This is a genomic window from Pseudomonas sp. RIT-PI-q, assembly GCF_001297125.1.
Lineage (GTDB): Bacteria > Pseudomonadota > Gammaproteobacteria > Pseudomonadales > Pseudomonadaceae > Aquipseudomonas.
In genome coordinates this window covers 112271-137530 of record NZ_LHPC01000051.1, presented here as the reverse complement: position 1 = coordinate 137530, position 25260 = coordinate 112271, and the positions used below count along the sequence as shown (strand labels likewise).

At 59.8% G+C, this 25260-nt stretch carries 25 protein-coding genes and 1 pseudogene; 24 read left to right on the top strand and 2 right to left on the bottom strand.

Translation table 11 applies throughout. The features are described 5' to 3' along the window. Positions 1 to 29: 29 nt before the first annotated feature. Positions 30 to 3269, bottom strand: a complete 3240-nt coding sequence (rne, locus tag AEQ67_RS27315; protein WP_059406877.1) for a ribonuclease E — start codon at positions 3267 to 3269, stop codon at positions 30 to 32. Between the two features lie 702 nt (positions 3270 to 3971). Here rne and rluC point away from each other — a divergent pair. Genes rluC through sppA form a run of 3 tightly spaced genes read left to right on the top strand, consistent with a single transcriptional unit; the run spans position 3972 to position 6597 of the window. Further along, positions 3972 to 4934: a 23S rRNA pseudouridine(955/2504/2580) synthase RluC gene (gene rluC, locus AEQ67_RS27310; RefSeq protein ID WP_007945738.1), complete on the top strand. Its 963-nt coding sequence runs from the start codon at positions 3972 to 3974 to the stop codon at positions 4932 to 4934. Continuing rightward, positions 4921 to 5583, top strand: a complete 663-nt coding sequence (locus AEQ67_RS27305; protein ID WP_059406876.1) for an HAD-IA family hydrolase — start codon at positions 4921 to 4923, stop codon at positions 5581 to 5583. Before rluC ends, AEQ67_RS27305 begins: the two co-directional genes overlap by 14 nt. 24 nt (positions 5584 to 5607) lie before the next feature. After that, positions 5608 to 6597 carry a signal peptide peptidase SppA gene (sppA, locus tag AEQ67_RS27300; protein ID WP_059406875.1) on the top strand — a complete coding sequence of 330 codons (990 nt, stop codon included), beginning with the start codon at positions 5608 to 5610 and terminating at the stop codon, positions 6595 to 6597. 207 nt (positions 6598 to 6804) lie between these two features. On the opposite strand, the gene AEQ67_RS27295 is transcribed toward sppA, so the two are convergent. Continuing rightward, positions 6805 to 7383: a Maf family protein gene (locus AEQ67_RS27295; RefSeq protein ID WP_059406874.1), complete on the bottom strand. Its 579-nt coding sequence runs from the start codon at positions 7381 to 7383 to the stop codon at positions 6805 to 6807. A 106-nt stretch (positions 7384 to 7489) separates the two neighbouring features. Here AEQ67_RS27295 and AEQ67_RS27290 point away from each other — a divergent pair, with 106 nt between their 5' ends. The 21 genes and pseudogenes from AEQ67_RS27290 to AEQ67_RS27190 all read left to right on the top strand — a co-directional run bounded on the left by AEQ67_RS27290 (position 7490) and on the right by AEQ67_RS27190 (position 25205). Beyond that, positions 7490 to 8017, top strand: a complete 528-nt coding sequence (locus tag AEQ67_RS27290; protein WP_004371317.1) for a YceD family protein — start codon at positions 7490 to 7492, stop codon at positions 8015 to 8017. Between the two features lie 13 nt (positions 8018 to 8030). Further along, positions 8031 to 8213 (top strand): 50S ribosomal protein L32, encoded by a 183-nt coding sequence (rpmF, locus tag AEQ67_RS27285; protein ID WP_003179396.1) that lies wholly within the window; start codon positions 8031 to 8033, stop codon positions 8211 to 8213. A 3-nt stretch (positions 8214 to 8216) separates the two neighbouring features. Continuing rightward, positions 8217 to 9227, top strand: a complete 1011-nt coding sequence (plsX, locus tag AEQ67_RS27280) for a phosphate acyltransferase PlsX (RefSeq protein WP_082377966.1) — start codon at positions 8217 to 8219, stop codon at positions 9225 to 9227. A gap of 125 nt (positions 9228 to 9352) precedes the next feature. Then, a complete protein-coding gene (gene fabD / locus AEQ67_RS27275; RefSeq protein WP_059406872.1) occupies positions 9353 to 10291 on the top strand; it encodes an ACP S-malonyltransferase in 939 nt (312 codons plus the stop codon). Between the two features lie 16 nt (positions 10292 to 10307). Then, positions 10308 to 11051 (top strand): 3-oxoacyl-ACP reductase FabG, encoded by a 744-nt coding sequence (gene fabG, locus AEQ67_RS27270; protein ID WP_059406871.1) that lies wholly within the window; start codon positions 10308 to 10310, stop codon positions 11049 to 11051. 192 nt (positions 11052 to 11243) lie between these two features. Further along, the gene (acpP, locus tag AEQ67_RS27265; protein WP_003175607.1) at positions 11244 to 11480 is read left to right on the top strand and encodes an acyl carrier protein; all 237 of its coding nucleotides are present in this window, start codon (positions 11244 to 11246) and stop codon (positions 11478 to 11480) included. A gap of 108 nt (positions 11481 to 11588) precedes the next feature. Continuing rightward, complete coding sequence (fabF, locus tag AEQ67_RS27260; RefSeq protein ID WP_059406870.1) at positions 11589 to 12833, top strand: beta-ketoacyl-ACP synthase II; 1245 nt, start codon at positions 11589 to 11591, stop codon at positions 12831 to 12833. Continuing rightward, positions 12833 to 13648 (top strand): aminodeoxychorismate lyase, encoded by an 816-nt coding sequence (gene pabC / locus AEQ67_RS27255; protein ID WP_059406869.1) that lies wholly within the window; start codon positions 12833 to 12835, stop codon positions 13646 to 13648. The genes fabF and pabC overlap by 1 nt, the downstream gene beginning before the upstream one ends. Before the next feature lie 3 nt (positions 13649 to 13651). Next, complete coding sequence (mltG, locus tag AEQ67_RS27250) at positions 13652 to 14908, top strand: endolytic transglycosylase MltG (RefSeq protein WP_059406868.1); 1257 nt, start codon at positions 13652 to 13654, stop codon at positions 14906 to 14908. A 19-nt stretch (positions 14909 to 14927) separates the two neighbouring features. Then, entirely contained in the window at positions 14928 to 15560 is a 633-nt protein-coding gene (gene tmk / locus AEQ67_RS27245) for a dTMP kinase (protein WP_059406867.1), read from the top strand. Beyond that, positions 15553 to 16539, top strand: coding sequence for a DNA polymerase III subunit delta' (locus AEQ67_RS27240; RefSeq protein WP_059406866.1), 987 nt, complete (start codon positions 15553 to 15555; stop codon positions 16537 to 16539). The genes tmk and AEQ67_RS27240 overlap by 8 nt, the downstream gene beginning before the upstream one ends. A gap of 42 nt (positions 16540 to 16581) precedes the next feature. Next, positions 16582 to 16938 (top strand): PilZ domain-containing protein, encoded by a 357-nt coding sequence (locus tag AEQ67_RS27235; protein WP_059406865.1) that lies wholly within the window; start codon positions 16582 to 16584, stop codon positions 16936 to 16938. A gap of 15 nt (positions 16939 to 16953) precedes the next feature. Next, positions 16954 to 17739 (top strand): TatD family hydrolase, encoded by a 786-nt coding sequence (locus AEQ67_RS27230; RefSeq protein ID WP_059406864.1) that lies wholly within the window; start codon positions 16954 to 16956, stop codon positions 17737 to 17739. A 342-nt stretch (positions 17740 to 18081) separates the two neighbouring features. After that, complete coding sequence (locus tag AEQ67_RS27225) at positions 18082 to 18720, top strand: TetR/AcrR family transcriptional regulator (RefSeq protein WP_008152317.1); 639 nt, start codon at positions 18082 to 18084, stop codon at positions 18718 to 18720. 139 nt (positions 18721 to 18859) lie between these two features. Next, positions 18860 to 19828 (top strand): GTP 3',8-cyclase MoaA, encoded by a 969-nt coding sequence (locus AEQ67_RS27220; protein ID WP_059406863.1) that lies wholly within the window; start codon positions 18860 to 18862, stop codon positions 19826 to 19828. A 172-nt stretch (positions 19829 to 20000) separates the two neighbouring features. Then, positions 20001 to 20608, top strand: a pseudogene (locus AEQ67_RS34340) (DUF4823 domain-containing protein). A gap of 17 nt (positions 20609 to 20625) precedes the next feature. Further along, complete coding sequence (locus tag AEQ67_RS27210) at positions 20626 to 21186, top strand: DUF1285 domain-containing protein (RefSeq protein WP_059406861.1); 561 nt, start codon at positions 20626 to 20628, stop codon at positions 21184 to 21186. Positions 21187 to 21377: 191 nt separating this feature from the next. Beyond that, positions 21378 to 22115 carry a FadR/GntR family transcriptional regulator gene (locus AEQ67_RS27205; RefSeq protein ID WP_059406860.1) on the top strand — a complete coding sequence of 246 codons (738 nt, stop codon included), beginning with the start codon at positions 21378 to 21380 and terminating at the stop codon, positions 22113 to 22115. A gap of 64 nt (positions 22116 to 22179) precedes the next feature. Further along, complete coding sequence (locus AEQ67_RS27200; RefSeq protein ID WP_059406859.1) at positions 22180 to 23055, top strand: SMP-30/gluconolactonase/LRE family protein; 876 nt, start codon at positions 22180 to 22182, stop codon at positions 23053 to 23055. 198 nt (positions 23056 to 23253) lie between these two features. Then, positions 23254 to 24072 (top strand): SDR family oxidoreductase, encoded by an 819-nt coding sequence (locus AEQ67_RS27195; RefSeq protein WP_059406858.1) that lies wholly within the window; start codon positions 23254 to 23256, stop codon positions 24070 to 24072. Positions 24073 to 24200: 128 nt separating this feature from the next. Continuing rightward, positions 24201 to 25205: a substrate-binding domain-containing protein gene (locus AEQ67_RS27190; RefSeq protein WP_059406857.1), complete on the top strand. Its 1005-nt coding sequence runs from the start codon at positions 24201 to 24203 to the stop codon at positions 25203 to 25205. Positions 25206 to 25260: the final 55 nt, after the last annotated feature.

Here is a 25260-nt window from a genome sequence, read left to right as displayed (position 1 = left end):
CCAGGCGGGGCTTTTTAGTGGCCGATGGATCAGACGAGGGGTTTAGGCTCGTGCTCTTTTTCCAGGGCTTGCTCGTGTTGCTGTACCGCTTCCTGAACGGAGCGCGGCGCTTCGTCGATCACGGAGCTGACGGGTTCGGCAGCGACTTCAGCAGCCTCGACCACCTCAGCAACAACCGGTGCCGGTGCTTCAGCAACAACCGCTTCAACCGGAGCCGCAGCGGCAGCCAGTTCGGCTTCCTTCTGCAGACGCTCTTCTTCACGCTTGCGACGACGCACTTCACGCGGGTCGTTTGGCGCACGGCCACTTGGCGTCAGCGCGCTGACCGGGGCGGCTTCGACCACCGGTGCAACCACTTCGGCTACAACTGGGGCTTCAACTGCGGCTTCAACAACCGGTGCTTCAACCACTGGAGCCGGTTCGGCAGCCACAACCACTGTCTCGGAGACCATTGCTTGAGCAACCTCGGCTTCAGCAACAGGTGCTGGCGCTTCGGCGGCTACTGGCTCGGCAACCCAGTTGAACGCGGTTTGCTCTTCGCGAACTTCACGAACGGCTTCGGTCACGGTCTCGGATGAAGTTTCAGCAACCGATTCTGCGACAACCACGGGCTCAGCGGCAGCTTCAACGACAGGCTGTGCTTCACGAACCGGGGCCACTTCGATTTCCGGAGCGGCGGTGGCTTCTACCGCAGTGGTCGCTTCAACGACTGGCGCTTCGACTGGAGCAGTTTCCAGGGTGGCGGCAGTGGCGCGTTCAGCTTGCTCGTTGGCTTGTGCTTCAGCAGGCGCGCTGATCACGGAGCTGGCAACGGCTGCGGTAACCGCCAGGCCGGCGGCCAGGTCGGCAGTGCTTGGCGCTTCGTTGGCTTCGTTACCTTCGCCGGTTTCGGATTCTTCCGAACCTTCGATCACGTTGCCGTTGGCATCGCGTTGACGCTCGCGACGGTTGCTGCGACGACGCTGGCCACGAGAGCGGCGGCGTGGACGATCGCCCTCGGCGCCTTCCTGACCGTCTTCCTGCAATTGCTCTTCGCTGGTGGTCAGCTCTTCTTCGGCAACGGCGGCAGCCGCTTGCTCGGCGCGAGGTTGACGTTCTTCACGCGGTGGGCGTGGAGCGCGTTCTTCGCGTGGCTGACGGGCTGGACGCTCTTCAGCGGCAGCCGGAGTCGAAGTGGCAGCGGCGGCCGGAGCGGCATCCAGAGGTTCACGCAGTTCACGAACCGGACGCTCTTCACGATCGCCACGTGGCTTGCGATCTTCACGTGGAGCGCGCGGTGCACGTTCTTCACGAGGAGCACGTGGAGCGCGTTCTTCGCGAGCGACGACCGGAGCGGTCTCTTCGCGGACTTCGCGCGGGGCACGCTCTTCGCGTGGCTCACGTGGTGCGCGTTCTTCACGCGGTGCACGTTCCTCACGAGGCTTGCGCTCTTCATCGCGGCGACCGTTACGGTTGCGGCTCTGCTGACGACCGTTGCGACGCTCTTCATTGCGGGCCGGACGCTCGGTGGTAGCTGGCTTTTCAACCACAACCGGAGCGGCTGGCTCTTCCTTGGTCGCGAACAGGCTGACCAACGACTTCACCAGGCCTTTGAACAGGCTTGGCTCTGGCGCGGCGACCGGTGCAGCAACAGGTGCGGCGACGACTTCGGTCGGCACCGGCGCGTTGGCGCGGGCCGGAGCGGTCTTGACCGCGGCTTCCTGGCGAACCAGGGTGCGGGTCGCAGCGGCTGGCTGGACTTCTTCGACTTCGGCAGCGGCAGCAGCGATTTCGTAGCTGGACTGGCCGACCGCAGCTTCCGGGCTGTCATCGCGCAAACGTTGCACTTCGAAGTGCGGCGTTTCGAGGTGATCGTTCGGCAGAATGACGATGCGGGCACGGGTGCGCAGTTCGATCTTGGTGATCGAGTTGCGTTTTTCGTTGAGCAGGAACGCCGCCACCGGAATCGGCACTTGGGCGCGAACTTCGGCGGTACGGTCTTTCAGGGCTTCTTCTTCGATCAGGCGCAGGATCGCCAGCGACAGCGATTCAACGTCGCGGATGATGCCGGTGCCGTTGCAACGAGGGCACACGATGCCGCTGCTTTCGCCGAGCGATGGACGCAGGCGCTGACGGGACATTTCCAGCAGGCCGAAGCGCGAGATGCGACCGACTTGCACGCGAGCGCGGTCGGCTTCCAGGCATTCGCGGACTTTCTCTTCCACGGCGCGCTGGTTCTTGGCAGGGGTCATGTCGATGAAGTCGATGACGATCAGGCCGCCGATGTCGCGCAAGCGCAACTGACGGGCGATTTCTTCGGCGGCTTCAAGGTTGGTCTGCAGGGCGGTTTCTTCGATGTCGCTGCCTTTGGTGGCGCGCGCCGAGTTGATGTCGATGGACACCAGGGCTTCGGTCGGATCGATGACGATGGAGCCGCCGGAAGGCAGTTCAACGACGCGCTGGAAAGCGGTCTCGATCTGGCTTTCGATCTGGAAACGGTTGAACAGCGGAACGCTGTCTTCGTACAGCTTGATCTTGCTGGCGTACTGCGGCATCACCTGGCGGATGAAGGTCAGGGCTTCGTCCTGGGCTTCAACGCTGTCGATCAGCACTTCGCCGATGTCCTGGCGCAGGTAATCGCGGATGGCGCGGATGATCACGTTGCTTTCCTGGTAGATCAGGAAAGGCGCGGAGCGATCCAGCGAGGCTTCTTTGATAGCGGTCCAGAGTTGCAGCAGGTAATCGAGGTCCCACTGCATTTCTTCGCTGCTGCGGCCAAGGCCGGCCGTGCGAACGATCAGACCCATGTCAGCCGGGGCAACCAGGCCGTTCAGGGCTTCACGCAGTTCGTTGCGCTCTTCACCTTCGATGCGACGGGAGATACCGCCGGCACGCGGGTTGTTCGGCATCAGGACCAGGTAACGACCAGCCAGGCTGATGAAGGTGGTCAGGGCTGCGCCCTTGTTGCCACGTTCTTCTTTTTCGACCTGAACGATGACTTCCTGGCCTTCGCTCAGGACGTCCTTGATGTTGACGCGGCCTTCGGGGGCTTTCTTGAAGTATTCGCGGGAGATTTCTTTGAGGGGCAGGAAGCCGTGGCGCTCAGAGCCGAAATCGACAAAGGCAGCCTCAAGGCTTGGTTCGATGCGAGTAATCCGGCCTTTATAGATGTTGGCCTTTTTCTGCTCGCGTGCACCGGATTCGATGTCCAGGTCATAGAGGCGCTGGCCATCTACCAGTGCAACACGCAACTCTTCGGGTTGAGTTGCGTTAATCAGCATTCTTTTCATGTAGTACCGTCGGTTTCCGGGCTGCCGGAAACGGCGTTCGGCACACACGACTTCTCATGGTCGGTGTCAGGTGCGTCAGGAGTGGTTGGACACTCCAGTGTCTAGCGATGTCCGGCCAATGTGGGCCGGCGTCGCGACGTACGCGTCCTGCTTGCTGTGGCTACTTAAGCACTCAGTCAGGAGGAGGAATCAACCGGCGACTGTGGACGAGATGAAGCGTCTAAATATAAGCCTAGTGCTACACAGTCCGACGGTTGTGCATCTCCACCCTACACGTATCCCTGATAATTCGGGTGCTGCCGCGCGCAGAATCCGCAGCGGGTTGGCATTTACCGTGAGCTCCGAAAGGGGAGGTCACGCATCATGGCTAATTTAGGCGTTGTTTCCGAAGCGTTCGCTCGGGGTTGTTCGTAGCTGACTGCACTTTGTGAACTGGCCGTGAATATTTGCTCGGAAGGCGAGTGAAAACTCTGCTTTGCGGCATGATTCAGGCCTCATGTCACCTGCGCTCGTTACAGCTGCAAACTCTACCGTTACGTAGCGAAAGCCCCGTAGGACGGCCTCACGTCCTCGTGAATTGCGTTGGTCAGGGCCGGTTTTTGACCGTTAGTCCGCTGTCCAGGCCACTTTTGGCGGCGTTCGCGACTATAGCAGCAATGATTAAGTGCTTCAATTCCATAAAAAATTGTTATCATCCGCACCATGACGACTACTGCCCCTTCGACCCCAGCCGTACAACTGCTGGAGGTCTCGCCGGAATATGCCGGCCAACGTATTGATAACTTCCTTCTCGCTCGGCTCAAAGGCGTGCCCAAGACCTTGATTTACCGCATTTTGCGCAAAGGCGAAGTGCGAGTGAACAAAGGCCGGATCAAGCCCGAATACAAGCTGCAGGCGGGCGATATCGTGCGCGTGCCGCCGGTTCGCGTGCCTGAGCGCGACGAGCCCGTGCCGCTGGCACAAGGCCTGCTCCAGCGTCTCGAAGCCTCGATTGTCTTCGAGGACAAGGCGCTGATCGTGATCAACAAGCCTTGCGGCATCGCGGTTCACGGCGGCAGCGGCCTGACTTACGGCGTGATCGAAGCCTTTCGTCAGTTGCGTCCCGATTGCAAGGAGCTCGAACTGGTTCACCGTCTCGACCGTGATACCTCGGGCCTGTTGATGATCGCCAAGAAGCGCAGCATGTTGCGCCACTTGCACACGGCATTGCGCGGCGATGGCGTCGATAAGCGCTACATGGCGCTGGTTCGTGGTAACTGGGCGGCGTCGATCAAGCAAGTCCGTGCGTCGCTGGGCAAGAGCAATCTGCGCTCCGGCGAGCGCATGGTCGAGGTCGACGAGGAGGAGGGCAAAGAGTCTGTGACCGTGTTCAAGGTCCTGCGCCGTTTCGGCGACTTTGCCACCCTGATCGAAGCCAAGCCGATCACCGGCCGGACTCACCAGATCCGCGTCCACACCTTGCATGCCGGGCATTGCATTGCCGGCGACACCAAGTACGGCGATGAAGGCTTCAGTAAAGAAATTCGTGACCTGGGTGGAAAGCGCCTGTTCCTGCACGCCTACATGCTGACGGTGCCACTGCCCGATGGCAGCGAGTTGAAGTTGCAGGCGCCTGTCGACGAGATGTGGGCCAAGACCGTGGAGCGCCTGAGTGCACCCCTCTGATTACAAACTGCTGATTTTCGATTGGGACGGCACGCTCGCTGATTCCATTGGTCGGATTGTCGAGGCGATGCACGTCGCCTCCGAGCGCTCCGGGTTTGAGTTGCGCGATGATTTTGCCGTCAAGGGCATTATTGGCCTGGGGCTGCCGGAAGCGATTCGCACGTTGTACCCGGAGATTGGCGATACCGAGCTGATCGCTTTTCGCGAACACTACGCCGATCACTACATCGCTTCGGAAGCCGTGCCTTCGCCGTTGTTTGAGGGGGTGGTCGAGTCGATGGAGGCATTCCGCGCCGAGGGTTATCGCTTGGCAGTGGCAACCGGCAAGGCCCGTCGTGGGCTGGACCGGGTGCTGAAGTCTCATGGTTGGGAAGATTACTTCGACATCACCCGTGCGGCTGACGAAACCGCCAGCAAACCCCATCCGCTGATGCTGGAGCAGATTCTCGCCCATTGCGAGGTTCGTCCGGAGCAGGCATTGATGGTCGGCGATTCGTCCTTCGACTTGCAGATGGCGCGCAACGCCGGCATGAATTCGGTGGCGGTCAGCTACGGCGCGCAATCCATCGAGGCGCTGAAGCTGTTCGAGCCGGCACTGGCGATTGACCGTTTTTCAGAATTGCATGCCTGGCTGAGTCAGCGGGCTTAATAGGTTTTTGCTGGGGTAGATGTCATGACCGACGAATGGAAAGCGCCCGCCAAGGCGAGCGCAGAGAGCGGTGACGAGAAAAGCTGGAAGCTGCTGGAAAAGACCCTGCTCGCCAGTGTGCAGGAGCAGCGCCGGTCCCGTCGTTGGGGGATTTTCTTCAAGCTACTGACCTTTGTGTACCTGTTTGGCGCGCTGGTCCTGTTCACGCCGCTGATAGACATGGAAAAAGCCGCCACACGCAGTGCCAACTACACGGCGCTGATCGACGTGACGGGCATGATCGCCGACAAGGAGCCTGCCAGCGCCGATAACATCGTCGGCAGCCTGCGTGCGGCTTTCGAGGACGAGAAGGTCAAGGGCATCATCCTGCGCATCAACAGCCCGGGTGGTAGTCCGGTGCAGTCGGGTTACGTCTATGACGAAATCCGCCGTTTGCGCGGCTTGCATCCGGACACCAAGATTTACGCGGTGATCTCTGACCTGGGCGCTTCCGGCGCTTATTACATCGCCAGTGCGGCGGACCAGATCTACGCCGACAAGGCGAGCCTGGTGGGTTCCATTGGTGTGACGGCGGCCGGCTACGGTTTTGTCGGCACCATGGAGAAGCTGGGCGTCGAGCGTCGCACGTACACCTCCGGGGAGCACAAGACCTTCCTTGATCCGTTCCAGCCGCAGAAGCCTGAGGAAACTCAGTTCTGGCAGAGCGTGCTTGATACCACTCATCAGCAGTTCATCAACAGCGTGAAGCAGGGTCGTGGCGATCGCCTCAAGGACAAGGAACATCCAGAGCTGTTTTCCGGGCTGGTCTGGAATGGTGAGCAGGCGCTGCCGCTGGGGCTGATCGATGGCCTGGGCAATGCAAGTTCGGTGGCGCGTGATGTGATTGGCGAGAAAGAGCTGGTGGATTTTACGGTTCAGGAATCGCCGTTTGATCGCTTTTCGAAGAAGCTCGGTGCCAGTGTGGCTGCGCAGTTGGCGATGTGGATGGGGTTCAACGGTCCATCGCTGCGCTGATTCTTTTGCGATGCTAAAAAAGCCGGCCCAAGTGGCCGGTTTTTTCGTCTGTGCACGGTCTCTGTAGCAGCTGGCGAAGCCTGCGTTCGAGTGCGCAGCGCTCGCCAATCCGTAGGACGCAGTTTGCCTGAAAGGTTGCGGTGAATGGTTTGGCGAGCGCTGCGCACTCGAACGCAGGCTTCGCCAGCTGCTACATAAGTGTGGTGTTCAGGGGATTTGCACGCCTTCGTTGAGCAGCATGTCAATCAGACGAATCAACGGCAGACCGACCAGGCTGGTAGCGTCAGGCCCTTCAGTGCGCTGAAACAAGCTCACCCCCAAACCCTCCGCCTTAAAGCTGCCAGCGCAGTCATAGGGCTGCTCCGCGCGCAGATAACGTTCAATGCGCGCCTGATCGAACTCGCGCATATGCACCGTGAACGGCACGCAATCCACCTGACACTCTCCCGTCTGACTGTTCAGCAACGCCAAACCCGTCAAAAACGTCACACTGGCGCCACTGGCCGCCATCAACTGCTCGCGCGCCTTTTCAAATGTGTGCGGCTTGCCAATAATCCGCTCACCGAGCACCGCGACCTGGTCGGAACCAATAATCAGATGAGCGGCATGACTGCCAGCCAGTGCCCGGGCTTTCCCCTCGGCGAGGCGCTTTACCAGCTCGATCGCGGACTCCCCCGGACGATGGCTTTCGTCGATATCCGGCGAGCTGCACGTGAACGGCAGCTGCAAGCGGGCCAGCAATTCCCGACGGTAAACCGAGCTAGAAGCGAGTAATAAAGGCAGCATGCGCATCTCCAGAAGACAGGCGCGAATTCTAGCGGAGGCTTGCAAGTGACGGACAGGGCTGAATTTCCTTTGACATGGCTGGGTGCATCCCTATAATGCTGCGCCTATGTTGAATGACCCGATTCCACCTCACGTTGACCCGCGCAAATTGGCTGATCGTGGCACCACCCTTCAAGGTGAACTGCTGCTGGCCGATTTGGAGAGACTCTGCGACCCGCTTTCCGACACTGTCGGTACGGTGCAGGCTAAATTCGTTTTTGAACGAGATGAACGTAAGTCTGTGGTAATCCACAGCTTTATCGACACCGAGGTCAAAATGGTTTGCCAGCGTTGTCTTGAGCTGGTCACCCTGCCGATCCATAGCGAATGCAGTTATGCTGTGGTGAAGGAGGGTGCGAATACCCAGTCGTTGCCGAAAGGTTATGACGTGCTGGAACTGGGCGAAGATCCATTGGATCTGCAGTCACTGATCGAGGAGGAGCTTCTGCTCGCCTTGCCCATTGTGCCTGCTCATCATCCGGAAGAATGCCAGCAGCCGGCGGGTCTCGATGAGCCCGAACCGAGCGAGGACGAGGTAACGCGGTCCAACCCGTTCAGTGTATTGGCGCAGTTAAAGCGTGACCCAAACGTTTAGGAGTTAATCAATTATGGCTGTTCAGCAGAACAAAAAATCCCGCTCTGCCCGTGACATGCGCCGTTCGCACGACGCTCTCGAGGCTAGCACCCTGTCTGTAGAAAAAACCACCGGTGAAGTTCACCTGCGTCACCACGTATCGCCAGAAGGCGTATACCGTGGTCGTAAAGTGATCGACAAGGGCGCTGACGAGTAATCCTTGTCTGCTCAAGTCATCGCGATTGACGCAATGGGCGGGGACTTCGGTCCCCGCAGCATTGTTCAGGCCAGCCTTGCTTGCCTGTCTGCTACGCCCTCGTTGCACCTGACCCTCGTCGGTCAACCCTCACTTCTTGAAGAATTGCTCTCTGGCCAATCGGCTATGGATCGCGCGCGCCTGTCGATTGTCCCGGCGTCCGAAGTCATTACGATGGACGAGAAGCCTGCCCAGGCGCTGCGCGGCAAGCCGGATTCATCGATGCGCGTGGCGCTTGAATTGCTGCGTGACGGCAAGGTCCAGGCCTGTGTCAGCGCCGGCAATACCGGCGCGCTGATGGCCTTGTCACGGTTTGTGCTCAAGACCTTGCCGGGTATCGATCGACCAGCCATGGTCGCGGCGATTCCGACGCAGAAGGGTTACTGCCAGTTGCTCGATCTGGGCGCCAATGTCGATTGCAGCGCTGAACATCTGTTGCAGTTCGCGGTGATGGGCTCGGTGGCGGCGGAAACCCTGGGTATCGTGCGTCCACGTGTGGCGCTGCTGAACATCGGCACCGAAGACATCAAGGGCAATCAACAGGTCAAGCTCGCTGCAACCTTGTTGCAACGAGCCCGTGGTATCAACTACATCGGTTTTGTCGAAGGTGATGGTTTGTACCGTGGCGAAGCGGATGTGGTGGTGTGTGACGGATTTGTCGGCAATATCCTGCTCAAGTCCAGCGAAGGCCTGGCCACCATGATTGCCGGGCGCATCGAAGCCTTGTTCAGGAAAAACCTCGCGTCAAAAATGGTCGGTGCCCTGGCGCTGCCACTGATGAAGCGTCTGCAGGCAGACCTGGCGCCTGCGCGGCATAACGGCGCGAGTTTCCTTGGTTTGCAGGGGATTGTGGTGAAAAGCCACGGTTCGGCCGGGGTCCAGGGCTTTCAGAGTGCCATTTCCCGCGCACTGATCGAAATTCAGGAAAACCTGCCGGAGCGGATTCACGGTCGTCTGGAGGATTTGTTGCTTTAGGCGTTTTCGTCGGACAATGCTTAAATGTGACCGCTCAGTTCAATAGGCCATCCAACTGTCAGTTTCTTGCGTCCCCAAGCGGGGCGTCAAATTTTCCGACGACAAGATCATTAGGGGCTCGTTACATGTCTGCTTCCCTCGCATTCGTCTTTCCAGGACAGGGTTCGCAGTCCCTCGGCATGCTGGCCGAGTTGGGCGCACAACATCCTGTTGTCCTCGAAACATTCAAAGAAGCTTCCGATGCCCTCGGTTACGACCTGTGGGCACTGACCCAGCAAGGGCCGGAAGAGCAACTCAATCAAACCGATAAAACCCAGCCGGCCATTCTGACCGCCTCGATCGCCTTGTGGCGTCTGTGGCTGGCTGAAGGCGGCGCGCGTCCGGCTTATGTTGCCGGTCACAGCCTGGGCGAATACAGCGCCCTGGTAGCGGCGGGCAGTCTGAGCCTTGGCGATGCCGTCAAGCTGGTTGAGCGTCGTGGTCAGTTGATGCAGGAAGCCGTTCCGGCCGGGCAGGGCGGCATGGCCGCGATCCTCGGCCTGGAAGACGCTGACGTGCTGGCGGCCTGTGCCGAAGCGGCGCAAGGCGAAGTGGTAAGCGCGGTCAACTTCAACTCCCCGGGCCAAGTGGTTATCGCCGGTGCCAAGGCTGCGGTCGAGCGCGCCATTGAAGGCTGCAAGGCCCGTGGTGCCAAGCGCGCCATGCCGCTGCCGGTCAGCGTGCCGTCCCATTGCGAGCTGATGCGTCCGGCAGCCGAGCGTTTCGCCGAATCGATCGCTGCAATCGACTGGCAGGCGCCGCAGATTCCTGTTGTGCAGAACGTCAGCGCTGCTGTGCCGGCGGATCTGGAAATCCTCAAGCGCGATCTGCTTGAGCAGCTCTACAAGCCTGTACGCTGGGTCGAATCGGTCCAGGCGCTGGCCGCCAAGGGCGCGACTCAATTGGTCGAATGCGGTCCAGGCAAAGTGCTGGCTGGCCTGAACAAGCGCTGCGCCGAAGGCGTGTCGACATCCAACCTCAATACCCCAGACGCTTTCGCTGCCGCCCGCGCAGCGTTGGCCTGAATCAGGAGAAGCTTGCATGAGTCTGCAAGGTAAAGTTGCACTGGTCACCGGTGCGAGCCGCGGTATCGGCCAGGCTATTGCCCTGGAACTGGGTCGTCAGGGTGCCATCGTTGTTGGCACCGCTACGTCCGCCTCGGGTGCCGAGTGTATTGCCGCTACCCTGAAGGAAAACGGTATTCAAGGCACTGGCCTGGAACTCAATGTCACCAGCGACGAATCTGTCGCGGCGGTGCTGGCGAGCATCACGGCGCAGTTCGGAGCGCCGGCGATCCTGGTCAACAATGCCGGTATCACCCGCGATAATCTGATGATGCGGATGAAAGATGACGAATGGCATGACGTCGTCGATACCAACCTGAACAGTCTGTTCCGCCTGTCCAAGGGCGTTTTGCGCGGCATGACCAAAGCCCGTTGGGGACGAATTATCAGTATTGGCTCGGTTGTGGGTGCCATGGGCAACGCAGGCCAAGTAAACTACGCTGCCGCCAAGGCCGGTCTGGAAGGTTTCAGTCGTGCGCTGGCGCGTGAAGTCGGTTCGCGTTCGATTACGGTAAACTCGGTGGCCCCTGGGTTCATCGATACCGATATGACTCGCGAACTGCCCGAGACGCAGCGTGAAGGCTTGGTGACACAGATTCCGCTGGGTCGTCTGGGGCAAGCTCAAGAGATCGCGTCTGTGGTCGCTTTTCTTGCATCCGACGGTGCGGCTTACGTTACTGGGGCTACAATCCCGGTGAACGGCGGGATGTACATGAGTTAAATGTGACGGATTGCTTCAAAAAAATGTCATACGAGCTGTCTAAAATCCGTTATAAAGCTGCAATCTATTTTATAGGCAGAAGGCCGCAGGGTTTGAGGAGTGAAGCTTTCAGTTGAAAAACTGAAAAGTCTTTCTATACACTTACCCACTGGCCAGCTGCCTGAATTTGTCCATTAGGAGTGAAAACAAGGTATGAGCACCATCGAAGAGCGCGTCAAGAAAATCGTTGCTGAGCAACTGGGCGTTAAAGAAGAAGAAGTGGTCAACACTGCTTCCTTCGTCGAAGACCTGGGTGCCGACTCCCTTGACACCGTTGAGCTGGTGATGGCTCTGGAAGAGGAATTCGAGACCGAAATCCCTGACGAAGAAGCTGAGAAGATCACTACTGTACAAGCTGCAATCGACTACGTTACTAGCCACCAGGCGTAATAGTTTGTAATCGTTGCTCGCTGTCATGGAAAAACCGCACTGCCATCACGGCGTGCGGTTTTTTCTTTAGGCCTGATGCAAAGTCGTCATTTGAAAAAGGAGAGTGCTGTGTCGCGTAGACGCGTCGTAGTCACCGGTATGGGTATGTTGTCGCCACTGGGCACGGATGTGCCAAGCAGTTGGCAGGGCATTCTGGCTGGCCGCAGTGGCATTGGTCTGATCGAACACACCGACCTTTCTGCCTATTCCACCCGTTTTGGCGGCTCGGTAAAGGGCTTCAATGTCGAGGAATACCTGTCGGTCAAGGAAGCTCGCAAGCTCGACCTGTTCATTCAGTACGGTCTGGCCGCAGGGTTCCAGGCAGTACGCAACTCCGGTCTGGAAGTCACCGACGCCAACCGTGAGCGCATCGGCGTGGCCATGGGTTCGGGGATTGGCGGTCTGACCAATATCGAAGAAACCAGCCGCACGCTGCATGATTCCGGCCCACGACGGATCTCTCCGTTTTTCGTGCCTGGCTCGATCATCAATATGATTTCCGGTTTCCTGTCCATTCACTTGGGTGCACAGGGACCTAACTACGCCATCGCCACCGCGTGTACCACCGGTACACACTGCATCGGCATGGCGGCACGCAACATCATGTACGACGAAGCCGACGTGATGATCGCCGGCGGCGCCGAGATGGCGGCTTGCGGTCTGGGCATGGGTGGCTTCGGTGCCTCCCGCGCGCTGTCGACCCGCAACGACGAGCCGACCCGCGCCAGCCGTCCATGGGACAAGGGCCGTGATGGCTTCGTATTGTCTGATGGCGCCGGTGCGCTGGTTCTGGAAGAACTGGAACACGCCAAGGCCCGCGGCGCGACCATCTATGCCGAACTGATCGGCTTCGGCACCAGTGGCGACGCCTACCACATGACTTCGCCGCCAGCTGATGGCGCCGGTGCTGCACGCTGCATCACCAATGCCCTGCGCGACGCGAAGATCAATGGCGATCAAGTCCAGTACATCAACGCCCACGGCACTTCGACTTCCGCTGGCGACCTCGCTGAAGCCTGCGCGATCAAGTCGGTGTTTGGCGATCACGCCTACAAGCTGGCCGTCAGTTCGACCAAGTCCATGACCGGCCACCTGTTGGGTGCGGCAGGCGCGGTCGAGGCGATCTTCAGCGTGCTGGCGATCAACAGCCAGGTGGCGCCGCCGACCATCAACCTCGATGAGCCGGACGAAGGCTGCGACCTCGATTTCGTTCCGCACACTGCGCGCAACATGGATATCGATGTGGTGCTGTCCAACTCCTTCGGGTTTGGCGGTACTAACGGCTCGCTGGTGTTCCGCCGGTTCTCTGAGTGATGGACAGCTGGGTCGACGGTCAGCCGGCTGACGCTTTGTCGCTGAAGGATCGCGGCCTGGCTTATGGTGATGGTCTGTTCGAGACCATTGCCGTGCGGGGCGGGCAGCCGTTGTTGCTGGACCGGCACCTGTCGCGTCTGGCGGAGGGCTGTTTGCGCCTGTCGATCGCTGCCGATCACGAGCTGATCCGCAGCGAACTGCTGGCCTATGCCGCCGCATTGGGCGAGGGCGTGCTCAAGCTCATCCTCACTCGCGGTGATAGCTTGCGCGGTTACGCGCCCGATCCCTCGGCCCAGGCCCGGCGCATTTTGCAAGGCAATCCACCGGCGGCTTATCCTGCTGTGCATGCCGAGCAGGGCGTCCGCCTGTTCCCTTGTGCGACACGGCTTTCAAAACAGCCACTGCTCGCCGGCCTCAAGCACCTGAATCGTCTTGAACAAGTGATTGCCCGTTCCGAATGGCAAGACACCGAGCATGCAGAGGGCTTGATGCTTGATCAGGTCGGGCGCGTGATCGAAGGCGTGTTCAGCAATCTGTTCCTGGTCCGTGATGGCGTGTTGATTACGGCCAATCTCAAGCGCTGTGGCGTGGTCGGCGTGATGCGTGCCGAATTATTGTTTCAAGCCAAGTCGTTGGGGATTCCCACGCAAATCACCGATATCACCCTCGAACAGCTGCAATGGGCTGACGAAGTCTTTGTCTGCAACAGCGTGTATGGCGTTTGGCCGGTGCGCGCCTATGCAGCACTGAGCTGGCCGGTTGGGCCGCTCACCCGTAAACTCCAAACCATTGCCCGCGCGCTACTGGATGCTTGATACGTGAGACGTAAATTCTTGCTGCTGCTGGAAACCGGATTGGTTCTGGCGGGGCTGTGTTTGGGCGCTTCGGCCTGGAAAATCCATTCGGCGCTGGAACAGCCGCTGAACATCACCCAGGAAGAACTGCTGGAAGTGCCCAAGGGCACGACACCTACCCGTACCTTCTATCGACTCGAAGCCGATGGCGTCATCAAGGACGCTTTCTGGTTGCGCGTGTACTGGCGGTTCAACCTCGCCAAACAACCGTTGCACAAAGGCGAATACCGCATGCAGCCCGGCATGACGGTCGAGGGGCTGATCGACCTGTGGAAGCGCGGGGAAATCGTTCAGTACAGCCTGACCCTGGTCGAGGGCTGGAATTTCCATCAGGTCCGTGCGGCGTTGGCCAAGGATGAAAAACTCGATCAGACCCTGAACGGTTTGAGCGACAGCGAAGTGATGGACAAGCTCGGCCACAGCGGGATCTTTCCGGAAGGGCGATTCTTCCCTGACACGTACCGTTTCGTGCGCGGCATGTCCGACGTCGAGCTGCTGAAACTGGCCTACGACCGCCTCGACGAAGTCCTCGCCAAGGAATGGAGCCAGCGCGCCGCGGATGTGCCGTACACCGAACCCTATCAGGCGCTGATCATGGCCTCGCTGGTGGAGAAGGAAACGGGCGTGCCACAGGAGCGTGGGCAGATTGCCGGCGTGTTCGTGCGACGCATGGAAATGGGCATGCTGCTGCAGACCGATCCGACCGTGATCTACGGTCTCGGTGACCGTTACAACGGCAAGTTGACCCGCGCCCATCTCAAGGAAGCGACGCCTTACAACACTTATATGATTTCTGGCCTGCCGCCGACCCCGATTGCGATGGTCGGCCGCGAAGCAATCCATGCGGCGTTGAACCCGGTGGCGGGTAACAGCCTGTACTTCGTCGCACGCGGTGATGGCAGCCACGTGTTCTCCGATGATCTGGATGCGCATAACAATGCCGTGCGTGAGTTCCAGCTCAAGCGCCGCGCCGATTACCGCTCCAGCCCGGCACCGGCCACCGCGCCTGAGGCTACGAATGGGCAGGCACCGATTCCGGCTGCGTCGCCCGACACAGCCCCCGAGGCTTTGCCGCCAGTGACGCCGCTGGACCCGGTTCAGGAGTCGCCGCCAGTGCCGCCTCAAGAGGCGCCGCAAGCGCCTGCTCCAGAGCCTGCCCAAGAACCCGCTGCTGCACCCGCGCCCGAACCGGATGCAAACGCGCCGCAAAGCCCGCAATGATTCTGACTAAGGACTGCCTGTGACTGGCTTGTTTATTACCCTGGAAGGCCCGGAAGGCGCCGGCAAGAGCACCAATCGCGAATACCTGGCCGAGCGTCTGTGCGCCGCCGGTATCGAAGTGGTGCTGACCCGCGAGCCGGGTGGTACGCCGTTGGCCGAGCGAATCCGCGAAGTGCTGTTGGCGCCGGTCGACGAAGTCATGAACCCGGACACCGAATTGCTGCTGGTATTTGCCGCGCGAGCCCAGCACCTGGCCGAGGTGATCCGCCCGGCGCTGGCCCGTGGCGCGGTGGTGTTGTGCGATCGTTTTACCGATTCGACCTACGCGTATCAGGGCGGCGGTCGCGGCTTGTCGCTGGAGCGTATCGCTACGCTGGAAACCTTCGTCCAGGGCGACTTGCGCCCGGACCTGACTTTGATTTTCGATCTGCCGGTGGAAGTAGGCCTGGCCCGCGCCAGCGCGCGCGGTCGTCTGGATCGATTCGAACTCGAAGGCCGGACCTTTTTCGATGCGGTGCGCAGTGCCTTCCTCAAGCGCGCTGAAGCCGATCCGGCGCGTTATGTCCTGGTCGATGCCGCCCAACCGCTGGCGCAGGTTCAGCAGTCCCTGGATGCCTTGCTCCCGCGTCTGCTGGAGTTGACCCGTGGCTGAGGCCTATCCGTGGCAGGACGATCTCTGGCAGCAACTGGCGGGGCGTAAGCAGCATGCGCATGCGTACTTGCTCCATGGTCCGGCCGGTATCGGCAAGCGTGCATTGGCCGAGCGGCTGATGGCTCATTTACTGTGTCAGCGTCCGACCGCGCAAAATGCCTGCGGCGAGTGCAAATCCTGCCTGTTGCTCAAGGCTGGCAGTCACCCCGACAACTACATTCTGGAACCGGAAGAAGCCGACAAGGCGATCAAGGTCGATCAGGTTCGTGATCTGGTCAGCTTCGTGGTCCAGACCGCGCAGATGGGCGGGCGTAAAGTGGTGCTGATCGAGCCGACAGAGTCGATGAACGTCAACGCCGCCAACGCCTTGCTCAAAAGCCTGGAAGAACCGTCCGGCGATACGGTGCTGCTGTTGGTCAGCCACCAGACCAGCCGTTTGTTGCCGACCATCAAGAGCCGCTGCCAGCAGCAGGCGTGTCCGCTGCCCAGCGAGGCCATGAGCCTGACATGGCTGGCGCAGGCGTTGCCGGACTGTTCGGAAGAAGAGCGCGTCGAGTTGTTGACCCTGGCCGCCGGTTCGCCGCTGGCCGCGGTCAAGTTGCAGGCCCAGGGCGTGCGTGAACAGCGAGCACTGGTGGTTGATGGCGTGAAGAAGTTGCTCAAGCAGCAGCAATCGCCGACGCAACTGGCCGAAGGCTGGAATGCGATTCCGTTGTTGCTGCTGTTCGACTGGTTCTGCGACTGGTCGAGCCTTATCCTTCGCTATCAGTTGACCCAGGATGAAGAAGGACTTGGATTGACGGACATGCGCAAGGTGGTTCAGTACCTCGCGCAGAAAACCGCTCAGGACAAAGTGCTGAACATTCAGGACTGGATCCTCGCCCAGCGCCAGAAAGTCATGAGCAAAGCCAACCTCAATCGGGTGCTGTTGCTGGAAGCGCTGCTGGTGCAATGGGCATCCCTGCCTATCCACAAGTAAGTGTCTGCGCCTAGACTCTGAGCATCAGCAGTGGAGGTCAGCATGAATGAAGCCGTCAATCCGGGGCCGCGCAACGGTATTTTGTCCCTGACCATCAAGGACAAGTCCGTGCTTTATGCGGCCTACATGCCGTTCATCAAGAATGGCGGCCTGTTTATCCCGACCAACAAGAGCTACAAGTTGGGCGATGAGGTGTTCATGCTGCTGAACCTGATGGATGAATCGGAAAAGATCCCGGTCGCCGGCAAGGTCACCTGGATCACCCCCAAAGGCGCCCAGGGCAACCGGGCTGCCGGGGTCGGCGTGCAGTTCAACGCAGGCGACGACACCGCGCGCAGTCGAATCGAAACCCACCTGGCCGGAGCCCTGAAGTCCGACCGTCCCACTCATACGATGTAAGTTGCAGCCCTTTTTATGCTCGTAGATTCCCATTGCCACCTCGATCGCCTTGATCTCGCCGCCCACAACGGTTCCCTCGATGCTGCGCTGGATGCGGCCCGTCAGCGCGGCGTAGGGCACTTCTTGTGCATCGGCGTCAGCGTCGACAATGCCGCCGACGTCAAAGCCCTGGCTGAACGTTATGAAGACGTCGATTGTTCGGTCGGCGTGCATCCGCTGGATGTACAGGCGGACGCCGCGCCAGCGCTGGACTGGCTGTTGCAGGAGCTCAACCATCCACGTGTGGTGGCGATCGGTGAAACCGGTCTGGACTATCACTACGAACCGGAAGCGGCGGAGTTGCAGCAGGCTTCGTTTCGTCTGCACCTGCAAGCGGCGCAGCAGACCGGCAAGCCGGTGATCATCCACACCCGTGGCGCCCGCGCCGATACGTTGAACCTCCTGCGTGAAGCGGCGTTGCCCCAGGCCGGCGTACTGCATTGCTTCACCGAAGACTGGGAGATGGCCAAAGCCGCACTGGATATGGGGTATTACATTTCCCTGTCCGGTATTGTCACTTTTCGCAATGCCGACGCGTTGCGCGATGTCGCCAGCAAGGTGCCCGCTGATCGTCTGTTGGTGGAAACCGACTCTCCGTACCTGGCGCCGATCCCGTATCGCGGCAAGCCGAACCTGCCGCAGTACGTGCGCGAGGTTGCGGAATTTCTGGCAATGTTGCGAGGCGAGTCCTACGAGCGTTTTGCCGAGCAAACCACTGAAAACTTCAAGCGCCTGTTTCCGCTGGCGCACGTGAAAGGTTAAATCGCAGGCAAAAAAAACCCGGGTTCTGGGGGGTGAATCCGGGTTAAGACCATTAGGAGTAAAACAAAGGTACGCGGTCCGTTGGTACCTATATCGGCGCGACACTTGGGGGAGATGCCTCGCCGACAGTTCAAGTATTGATCAGTATTGCGCCGAGTCCAGTTTACCGGCCCCGGTTTTTAAACAATTTTGGAATACGGCCGCTTCGGAAGAGTTCTCATCAACCGGCGACCCTGTCCGAATTCATCAAGAAACACATATATGGTCGGATGATCCGTGCATTTTTGCGCAAGTTAGGCATAATACGCGGCTTCGAATTTTGACCCCTACAGACCTTTTCTTATGCATAAAGAACCTCGTAAGGTCCGTGAGTTTCGTCGCCGCGAGCAAGAAATTCTCGATACCGCGCTCAAGCTGTTCCTCGACCAAGGTGAAGACAGTGTCACCGTCGAGATGATTGCTGATGCCGTCGGTATCGGCAAAGGCACGATCTACAAGCACTTCAAATCCAAAGCCGAGATCTATCTGCGCCTGATGCTCGATTACGAGCGCGATTTGAACGAGCTGTTGCATTCGGCCGATGTCGACAAGGACAAGGAAGCGTTGTCCCGGGCCTATTTCGAATTCCGCATGCGCGACCCGCAACGCTATCGGTTGTTCGATCGCCTGGAAGAAAAGGTGGTCAAGGGCAACCAGGTGCCGGAGATGGTCGAGGAATTGCACAAGATCCGCGCCTCGAACTTCGAACGCCTGACCCTGCTCATCAAGGGCCGGATCAGCGAAGGCAAGCTCGAAGACGTGCCGCCGTACTTCCATTACTGCGCATCTTGGGCGCTGGTGCATGGCGCCGTGGCGCTGTATCACTCGCCATTCTGGAGCAATGTGCTGGAAGATCAGGAAGGCTTCTTCCAGTTCCTGATGGACATCGGCGTGCGCATGGGCAACAAGCGCAAGCGCGATACCGACACCCCCAGCAGCTGAACCATTCAGTTGCCTGATTGCGCCATTATTTCGCTACATGGCGCAGTACCGCAGGAATATACTCAGGCTTAGGTATTGCTAAAACTTGATTTGTGAGTCAAGTTTTAGCGGTCCGAAACTTCTTCTGCCGGAGTGATCCATGATCGTTGACCGTCAAGGCAGGCGTTTTCGCAATTTGCGAATCAGCCTGACCTCAGCCTGCAATTACGCGTGTACCTATTGCGTGCCCAACGGCAAGCGATTGGTGGCAGCGCAGGATGAATTGTCGGCCGAGGCCATGGCGCGTGGCGTGGCGTATCTGATCGAAGCCGCCGGCATCGAGCGCTTGCGTATCACCGGTGGTGAGCCACTGGTCAGCCCCAAACTCGAAGCCTTCATGACCGCCGTCGGGCAAATGGGCCTTGAAGACATCAGCCTGACCACCAATGGCCAGCTGCTGGCGAAGAAACTGCCACTGCTGGTAGACGCTGGCATTCGTCGCATCAACGTTTCCCTCGATACCCTGGATGCCGGCGCATTCCGCAGCATCGCCCGTGGCGGCGATCTGGCGACCGTGCTCGATGGCATGGACCAGGCCAGCGCGGCGGGCCTCAAGATCAAGGTCAACATGGTGCCGTTGCGCGGGCAGAACCTCGATCAGGTAATGCCGTTGCTCGATTACTGCCTGGAGCGCGGCTATGAGCTGCGTTTCATCGAGCTGATGCGCATGGGCCATCTGGCCAGCGACTCCAACGCGTTCTTGCAGCAGTTTGTCAGCCTCCAGCAATTGCTCAGCCTGATCGGCGAACGCTACGAGTACCTTCAGGCCGATGCGCCGGTCGATGCGACGGCGGTGCGGTACGAAATTCCGGGGCAGGGCCACTTCGGCGTGATTGCCAACGAAAGCGTGCCGTTCTGCCGCACCTGTTCGCGGTTGCGCCTGTCTTCCACGGGGTGGCTGCATGGCTGCCTGTCATCGAGTAATCGCCACTATGTTGGTGACCTGCTCGACAAACCGCGTCATCAGGCGTTGCCGGCCTTGCAGCGACTCTTGGTGAAAGCCCTGGGGGACAAGCAGGAAGTGGCGTTCTCTGGTGGTGCCACAGTTATGAAGATTATCGGCGGCTGATCGGGCCTCTTCGCGGGCAAGCCTCGCTCCTACAGGGGATTGTGCAAAACCTGTAGGAGCGAGGCTTGCCCGCGAAAGCAATCTGTCAGCCGCTGATGTTCCCTGAGCTGGCGCGGAAGCTGCATCCACTGGCCATTCGCCGGTTTTCCGTCACCGGCCTCTGGAGGATAGGATGCGTAGCCTGGTTTTGCTGCTGGCCGTTTTGGCGCTTGGTGGCTGCATGAATGTCAGCGATATGGCCGAAGGGACTCGCTACCACATGAGCGATGCGGGCCTGCTCGACCATAGCGACAGCCGCCGCGTGAACAACCTGCGCATTCAACCGGACTCGTTCGTCTACATCGCCCAGGGCGCCTTCATCCCGCCAGGCAGTGCCGGCTACCCTCGACCTAACGTGATTGCCGAAGTCGCCTTCGATGGCTTCGTCGAGTATTTCCCCATGGTCCGCCGCGCGCGTACGCCGGAAGGTCTTGATGAAGCCATGGGCGAAGCACGGGCCGCCGGGGCGCACTACCTTCTCTATACGCGTTTCGCCAAGTCCGACGACCGCATCGGCAACTCGGATGAGTGGCTGGATCAGGAAGCCGTGGATCGCCTCGGCATCGACAGTGGCGTCATTCAAATCATGTTGATCGAGACCAGCACCCAGTATTTGATTGATACTGCACGCATCAAGAGTCGTGGCGGTTTACTGACGTCCCCCGACAAAAAGCCAGAAGCCTGGGGGGCCCGCCGCTGGAACAATACGCGCGCAGCCTGCTGGGGCTCAGCGACCAATAATTCGACAGGAGAACGCCATGAGTGGCCCGCAAAAAGCCAACGACTTGTTGGGGCAAATCCCCAAAACCAAAGGCTTGCCGCCGGTCCACCTGTGGAACCCCGACTTCTGCGGCGACATCGACATGCGCATCGCCCGCGACGGCACCTGGTATTACCTGGGCACGCCGATCGGGCGCAAGCCGATGGTCAAGCTGTTCTCCACCATCATCCGCCGCGACGGCGATGATTACTTCCTCATTACCCCGGTCGAGAAAGTCGGCATCAAGGTCGACGACGCGCCGTTCGTGGCGATTGCCGTGGAAGTGGAGGGCGAGGGCGAAGCCCAGGTCTTGCGCTTCACTACCAACGTTGACGAAACCGCCGAGGCCGGCGCCGAACACCCGATTCGCGTGGTGATCGATCCGGTGACGCAAGAGCCCGCGCCATACGTGCATGTGCGCACCAACCTTGAAGCGCTGATCCACCGTAACGTGTTCTATCAACTGGTGGAGCTGGCGGTGAGTCGCGAGATCGACGGCGAGCGCTGGCTGGGCGTGTGGAGTGGCGGCGAGTTCTTCCCCATCGGCCTGGAGCCATAACACACAACACTGTGGGAGCGGGCTTGCCCGCGATAGCGGCGTAACAGGCGACATTGATGTTGAATGTTAAGGCCTCATCGCGGGCAAGCCCGCTCCCACAGTGGACCTGTGTGTACTTCTGAAAATCAAATTGACACCCAATCGTATGATGATTAGCGTGGGCCTCCATAGCGAATGGCTTTGAGGTGTCCATGTCCAGCAGTTTTCATGCGTCGACGGTCGATTGGCTGGGCGGCTGGATTGCCGCAGGCCAAGTGAAGCCCGGAGAGACCCTCAAGGTCGAAGCTGACCTCGGCGAACAACTGGGTGTCAGCCGCACGGTCATCCGCGAAGCCATCAAAACCCTGGTCGCCAAAGGCATGCTCGAAGTCGGGCCAAAGGTCGGCACGCGAGTATTGCCGGTGCGGCGCTGGAACCTCTTCGATCCACAAGTCGTAGGCTGGTTGTCGCGCAGCGGCCTGCCGGAAAACTTCGTCGACGACCTGCTCGACCTGCGCCGCACCATCGAACCGATGGCCGTGCGCTGGGCGTGCGAGCGCGCTACCACCGAACAGGTGCACGCTATCCTTCAGGCCTATAACGCTCTGGAACGGGCAGTCGACAGCGGCGTCGATTACAACCGTGCCGACCAGTTTTTCCACGAGTGCATCCTCGCCGCCAGCCACAATCAATTCATCGAACAAATGGTCCCGGCCCTCGGCGCGCTGCTCGCGGTGTCGTTCGAAGTGTCCGCCGCCGACCCCGACGAACTGCGCCGCACCTTGCCGATTCACAAAGACATGGCCGACGCCATCGCCGCCCGGGATGCCGCGCGCGGTGTCTGGGCCTGCATGACCCTGATCGATAACGCTGACCTGGCCATCAAGCGTTTCTACCCACAAGTCATGGCCGACAAGGTAGGAGCCGGCTTGCCGGCGAAGGCGAGCTGAAGGACGCCATCGCCGGCAAGCCGGGCTCCTAGATAAAAAAAACAAGAACAACGCAGGAGGTTTCATGGACTGGACCGCAGTGACCGAACACCGTGCACGACTCGGCGAAGGCCCGTTCTGGGACGCGCCGACCCAGGCGCTGTACTGGGTCGACATCGCCGGCAAACAAGCGCTACGGCTGATCGGCGCCAACGTGCAGATCTGGCAGATGCCCGAGCACGTGTCCGCCTTCATTCCCTGCGAAAGCGGCGATGCGCTGGTGACCCTGAACAGCGGCGTGTACCGGCTAGACCTGGATTCCCCCGGCCTGGAACCGCGACTGACATTGCTCTGCGTCGCCGACCCGCAACCGGGCAATCGCGCCAACGAAGCGCGCTGCGATGCTCAGGGCCGGCTCTGGCTTGGCACCATGCAAAACAACATCGGTCCGCAGGGCGAAGACGTGCCCATCGTGCGCCGTTGCGGTGGCCTGTTTCGTATCGACCGCGATGCTCGCGTCACGCCGTTGCTCCGAGGCTTGGGCATTCCCAATACGTTGCTGTGGAGCGATGACGCCAGCACGGTGTATTTCGCCGACAGCCTCGACCGCACGATCTATCAGCATTTCATCCGCACTGACGGAAACCTCGACCCGGCCAAAGTCTGGTTCGGCCCTCATCAGCGCGGTGGTCCCGATGGCTCGGCAATGGATACCGAAGGTTTTATCTGGAACGCCCGCTGGGACGGCAGCTGCCTGCTCAGACTGGCGCCGGATGGCCGTGTCGATCGGATGATCGAACTGCCCGTCAGCCGTCCCACCAGTTGCGTGTTCGGCGATGAAGACCTGAAAACCCTGTACATCACCAGTGCCGCCAGCCCGCACAATCACCTATTGGACGGTGCCGTGTTATCGATTCGCGTCGATGTACCCGGAAAAACCTGTACTCGCTTCGCTGGATAAATCCCTAAATATGGGATGTAAAATTATATATTGAGATTATTGGCAGGCCGGGTTTATAGTCAGCCCCATCAGTGACACGCACTCACACTTAAAAAAACAAAACAGGTGAAGTGATGCAGCGATTTTCCAAACAGCTTTTTGGCCGGGCATCGACAGATGCCCGGCTTTTGTCGTGCCTTCGAAAAGGAGTCCTGATCCATGGCTGAACCTCTTTCCTTGCCACCGGTGCCCGAACCGCCGAAGGGCGAACGCCTGAGAAACAAGGTCGTCCTGCTGACCGGCGCCGCTCAAGGTATCGGCGAGGCGATCGTCGCGACCTTCGCTTCGCAGCAAGCCAAACTGGTCATCAGCGATATCCAGGGCGAGAAAGTCGAAAGCGTCGCGGCCCAGTGGCGGGACAAGGGCTTTGATGTCCAGGCGATCAAGGCCGACGTGTCCAACCAGCAAGACTTGCACGCCATGGCCAAGCTGGCCATCGAGCTTCATGGTCGGATCGACGTGCTGGTCAACTGCGCCGGGGTCAACGTGTTCCGTGATCCACTGCAAATGACTGAAGAAGACTGGCGCCGCTGCTTCGCCATCGATCTGGACGGCGCCTGGTACGGCTGCAAGGCGGTGCTGCCGCAGATGATCGAGCAGGGCATCGGCAGCATCATCAACATCGCCTCGACCCATTCCACTCACATCATTCCCGGTTGCTTCCCGTACCCGGTGGCCAAGCATGGTTTGCTCGGCCTGACCCGCGCGCTGGGCATCGAATATGCGCCCAAGGGCATTCGCGTCAACGCCATCGCGCCGGGCTACATCGAAACTCAACTGAACGTCGATTACTGGAACGGCTTTGCCGACCCTCACGTCGAGCGTCAGCGCGCCTTCGATCTGCATCCGCCACGGCGCATCGGTCAGCCGATCGAAGTGGCCATGACCGCGGTGTTCCTGGCCAGCGATGAAGCGCCGTTCATCAACGCGTCGTGCATCACCATCGATGGTGGTCGCTCGGTCATGTACCACGACTGAATAAAACGGGTTTCAGGCGAGAAGCTACGCTTGAAATCCAATCATCATACGATATGACTATTGGCTGCATGGTTTTGACGCTGCATCGATTTCTGAAACTCTCAAAAAAAATAACAAGGAGTCAGCTTATGAATCGTCGTCGTGGGATCCGTACCCTGTGCTGTGCCGCTTTGGCGGTCACCGCGGTCAGCCTGAGCAGCACGCTGCTGGCGGCCGAAGAAGTGAAGATCGGCTTTCTGGTCAAGCAAGCGGAAGAGCCCTGGTTCCAGACTGAATGGGCGTTCGCCGAAAAGGCGGGTAAAGAGAAGGGCTTCACCCTGATCAAGATCGCCGTGCCGGATGGCGAAAAAACCCTCTCGGCCATCGACAGCCTCGCCGCCAACGGTGCCAAGGGGTTCGTGATCTGCCCGCCGGACGTGTCCCTCGGCCCTGCGATCATGGCCAAGGCCAAGCTCAACGGTTTGAAAGTGATCGCGGTCGATGACCGCTTCGTCGATGCCAGCGGCAAGTTCATGGAAGACGTTCCGTACCTCGGCATGGCGGCGTTCGAAGTCGGCCAGAAACAAGGCAACGCCATGGCCACCGAAGCGAAAAAACGCGGTTGGGAATGGAAAGACACCTACGCGGTGATCAACACCTACAACGAACTCGACACCGGCAAGAAGCGCACCGACGGCTCGGCCAAAGCCCTGCAAGACGCCGGCATGCCGAAAGAGCACATTCTGTACTCGGCGCTGAAAACCCTCGACGTGCCGGGCAGCATGGACGCCACCAATTCGGCGCTGGTGAAACTGCCAGGCGCGGCAAAAAACCTGATCATCGGCGGCATGAACGACAACACCGTGCTGGGCGGCGTGCGCGCCACCGAAAGCGCCGGGTTCGCCGCGGCCAATGTGATCGGCATCGGCATCAATGGCACCGACGCCATCGGCGAACTGAAGAAAGCCAACAGCGGCTTCTACGGCTCGATGCTGCCGAGCCCGCACATCGAAGGCTACAACACCGCCAGCATGATGTACGAGTGGGTCACCACCGGCAAAGAGCCGGTGAAGTACACCGCCATGGACGACGTGACGCTGATCACGCGCGACAACTTCAAGCAGGAACTGGAAAAGATCGGCCTGTGGAACTGAGGCGCGGTTGATTTCATCGGCGGCCCTGGCAACGGGGCCGCCTGATCTTTGCGAT

Bases quoted from the DNA above. Each gene is read 5' to 3' on its own strand.
- rne (WP_059406877.1), bottom strand. From the start codon at position 3,269: ATGAAAAGAATGCTGATTAACGCAACTCAACCCGAAGAGTTGCGTGTT.
- rluC (WP_007945738.1), top strand. From the start codon at position 3,972: ATGACGACTACTGCCCCTTCGACCCCAGCCGTACAACTGCTGGAGGTC.
- sppA (WP_059406875.1), top strand. From the start codon at position 5,608: ATGACCGACGAATGGAAAGCGCCCGCCAAGGCGAGCGCAGAGAGCGGT.
- AEQ67_RS27295 (WP_059406874.1), bottom strand. From the start codon at position 7,383: ATGCTGCCTTTATTACTCGCTTCTAGCTCGGTTTACCGTCGGGAATTG.
- AEQ67_RS27290 (WP_004371317.1), top strand. From the start codon at position 7,490: ATGTTGAATGACCCGATTCCACCTCACGTTGACCCGCGCAAATTGGCT.
- rpmF (WP_003179396.1), top strand. From the start codon at position 8,031: ATGGCTGTTCAGCAGAACAAAAAATCCCGCTCTGCCCGTGACATGCGC.
- fabD (WP_059406872.1), top strand. From the start codon at position 9,353: ATGTCTGCTTCCCTCGCATTCGTCTTTCCAGGACAGGGTTCGCAGTCC.
- fabG (WP_059406871.1), top strand. From the start codon at position 10,308: ATGAGTCTGCAAGGTAAAGTTGCACTGGTCACCGGTGCGAGCCGCGGT.
- acpP (WP_003175607.1), top strand. From the start codon at position 11,244: ATGAGCACCATCGAAGAGCGCGTCAAGAAAATCGTTGCTGAGCAACTG.
- pabC (WP_059406869.1), top strand. From the start codon at position 12,833: ATGGACAGCTGGGTCGACGGTCAGCCGGCTGACGCTTTGTCGCTGAAG.
- AEQ67_RS27235 (WP_059406865.1), top strand. From the start codon at position 16,582: ATGAATGAAGCCGTCAATCCGGGGCCGCGCAACGGTATTTTGTCCCTG.
- AEQ67_RS27230 (WP_059406864.1), top strand. From the start codon at position 16,954: ATGCTCGTAGATTCCCATTGCCACCTCGATCGCCTTGATCTCGCCGCC.
- AEQ67_RS27225 (WP_008152317.1), top strand. From the start codon at position 18,082: ATGCATAAAGAACCTCGTAAGGTCCGTGAGTTTCGTCGCCGCGAGCAA.
- AEQ67_RS27220 (WP_059406863.1), top strand. From the start codon at position 18,860: ATGATCGTTGACCGTCAAGGCAGGCGTTTTCGCAATTTGCGAATCAGC.
- AEQ67_RS27210 (WP_059406861.1), top strand. From the start codon at position 20,626: ATGAGTGGCCCGCAAAAAGCCAACGACTTGTTGGGGCAAATCCCCAAA.
- AEQ67_RS27205 (WP_059406860.1), top strand. From the start codon at position 21,378: ATGTCCAGCAGTTTTCATGCGTCGACGGTCGATTGGCTGGGCGGCTGG.
- AEQ67_RS27200 (WP_059406859.1), top strand. From the start codon at position 22,180: ATGGACTGGACCGCAGTGACCGAACACCGTGCACGACTCGGCGAAGGC.
- AEQ67_RS27195 (WP_059406858.1), top strand. From the start codon at position 23,254: ATGGCTGAACCTCTTTCCTTGCCACCGGTGCCCGAACCGCCGAAGGGC.
- AEQ67_RS27190 (WP_059406857.1), top strand. From the start codon at position 24,201: ATGAATCGTCGTCGTGGGATCCGTACCCTGTGCTGTGCCGCTTTGGCG.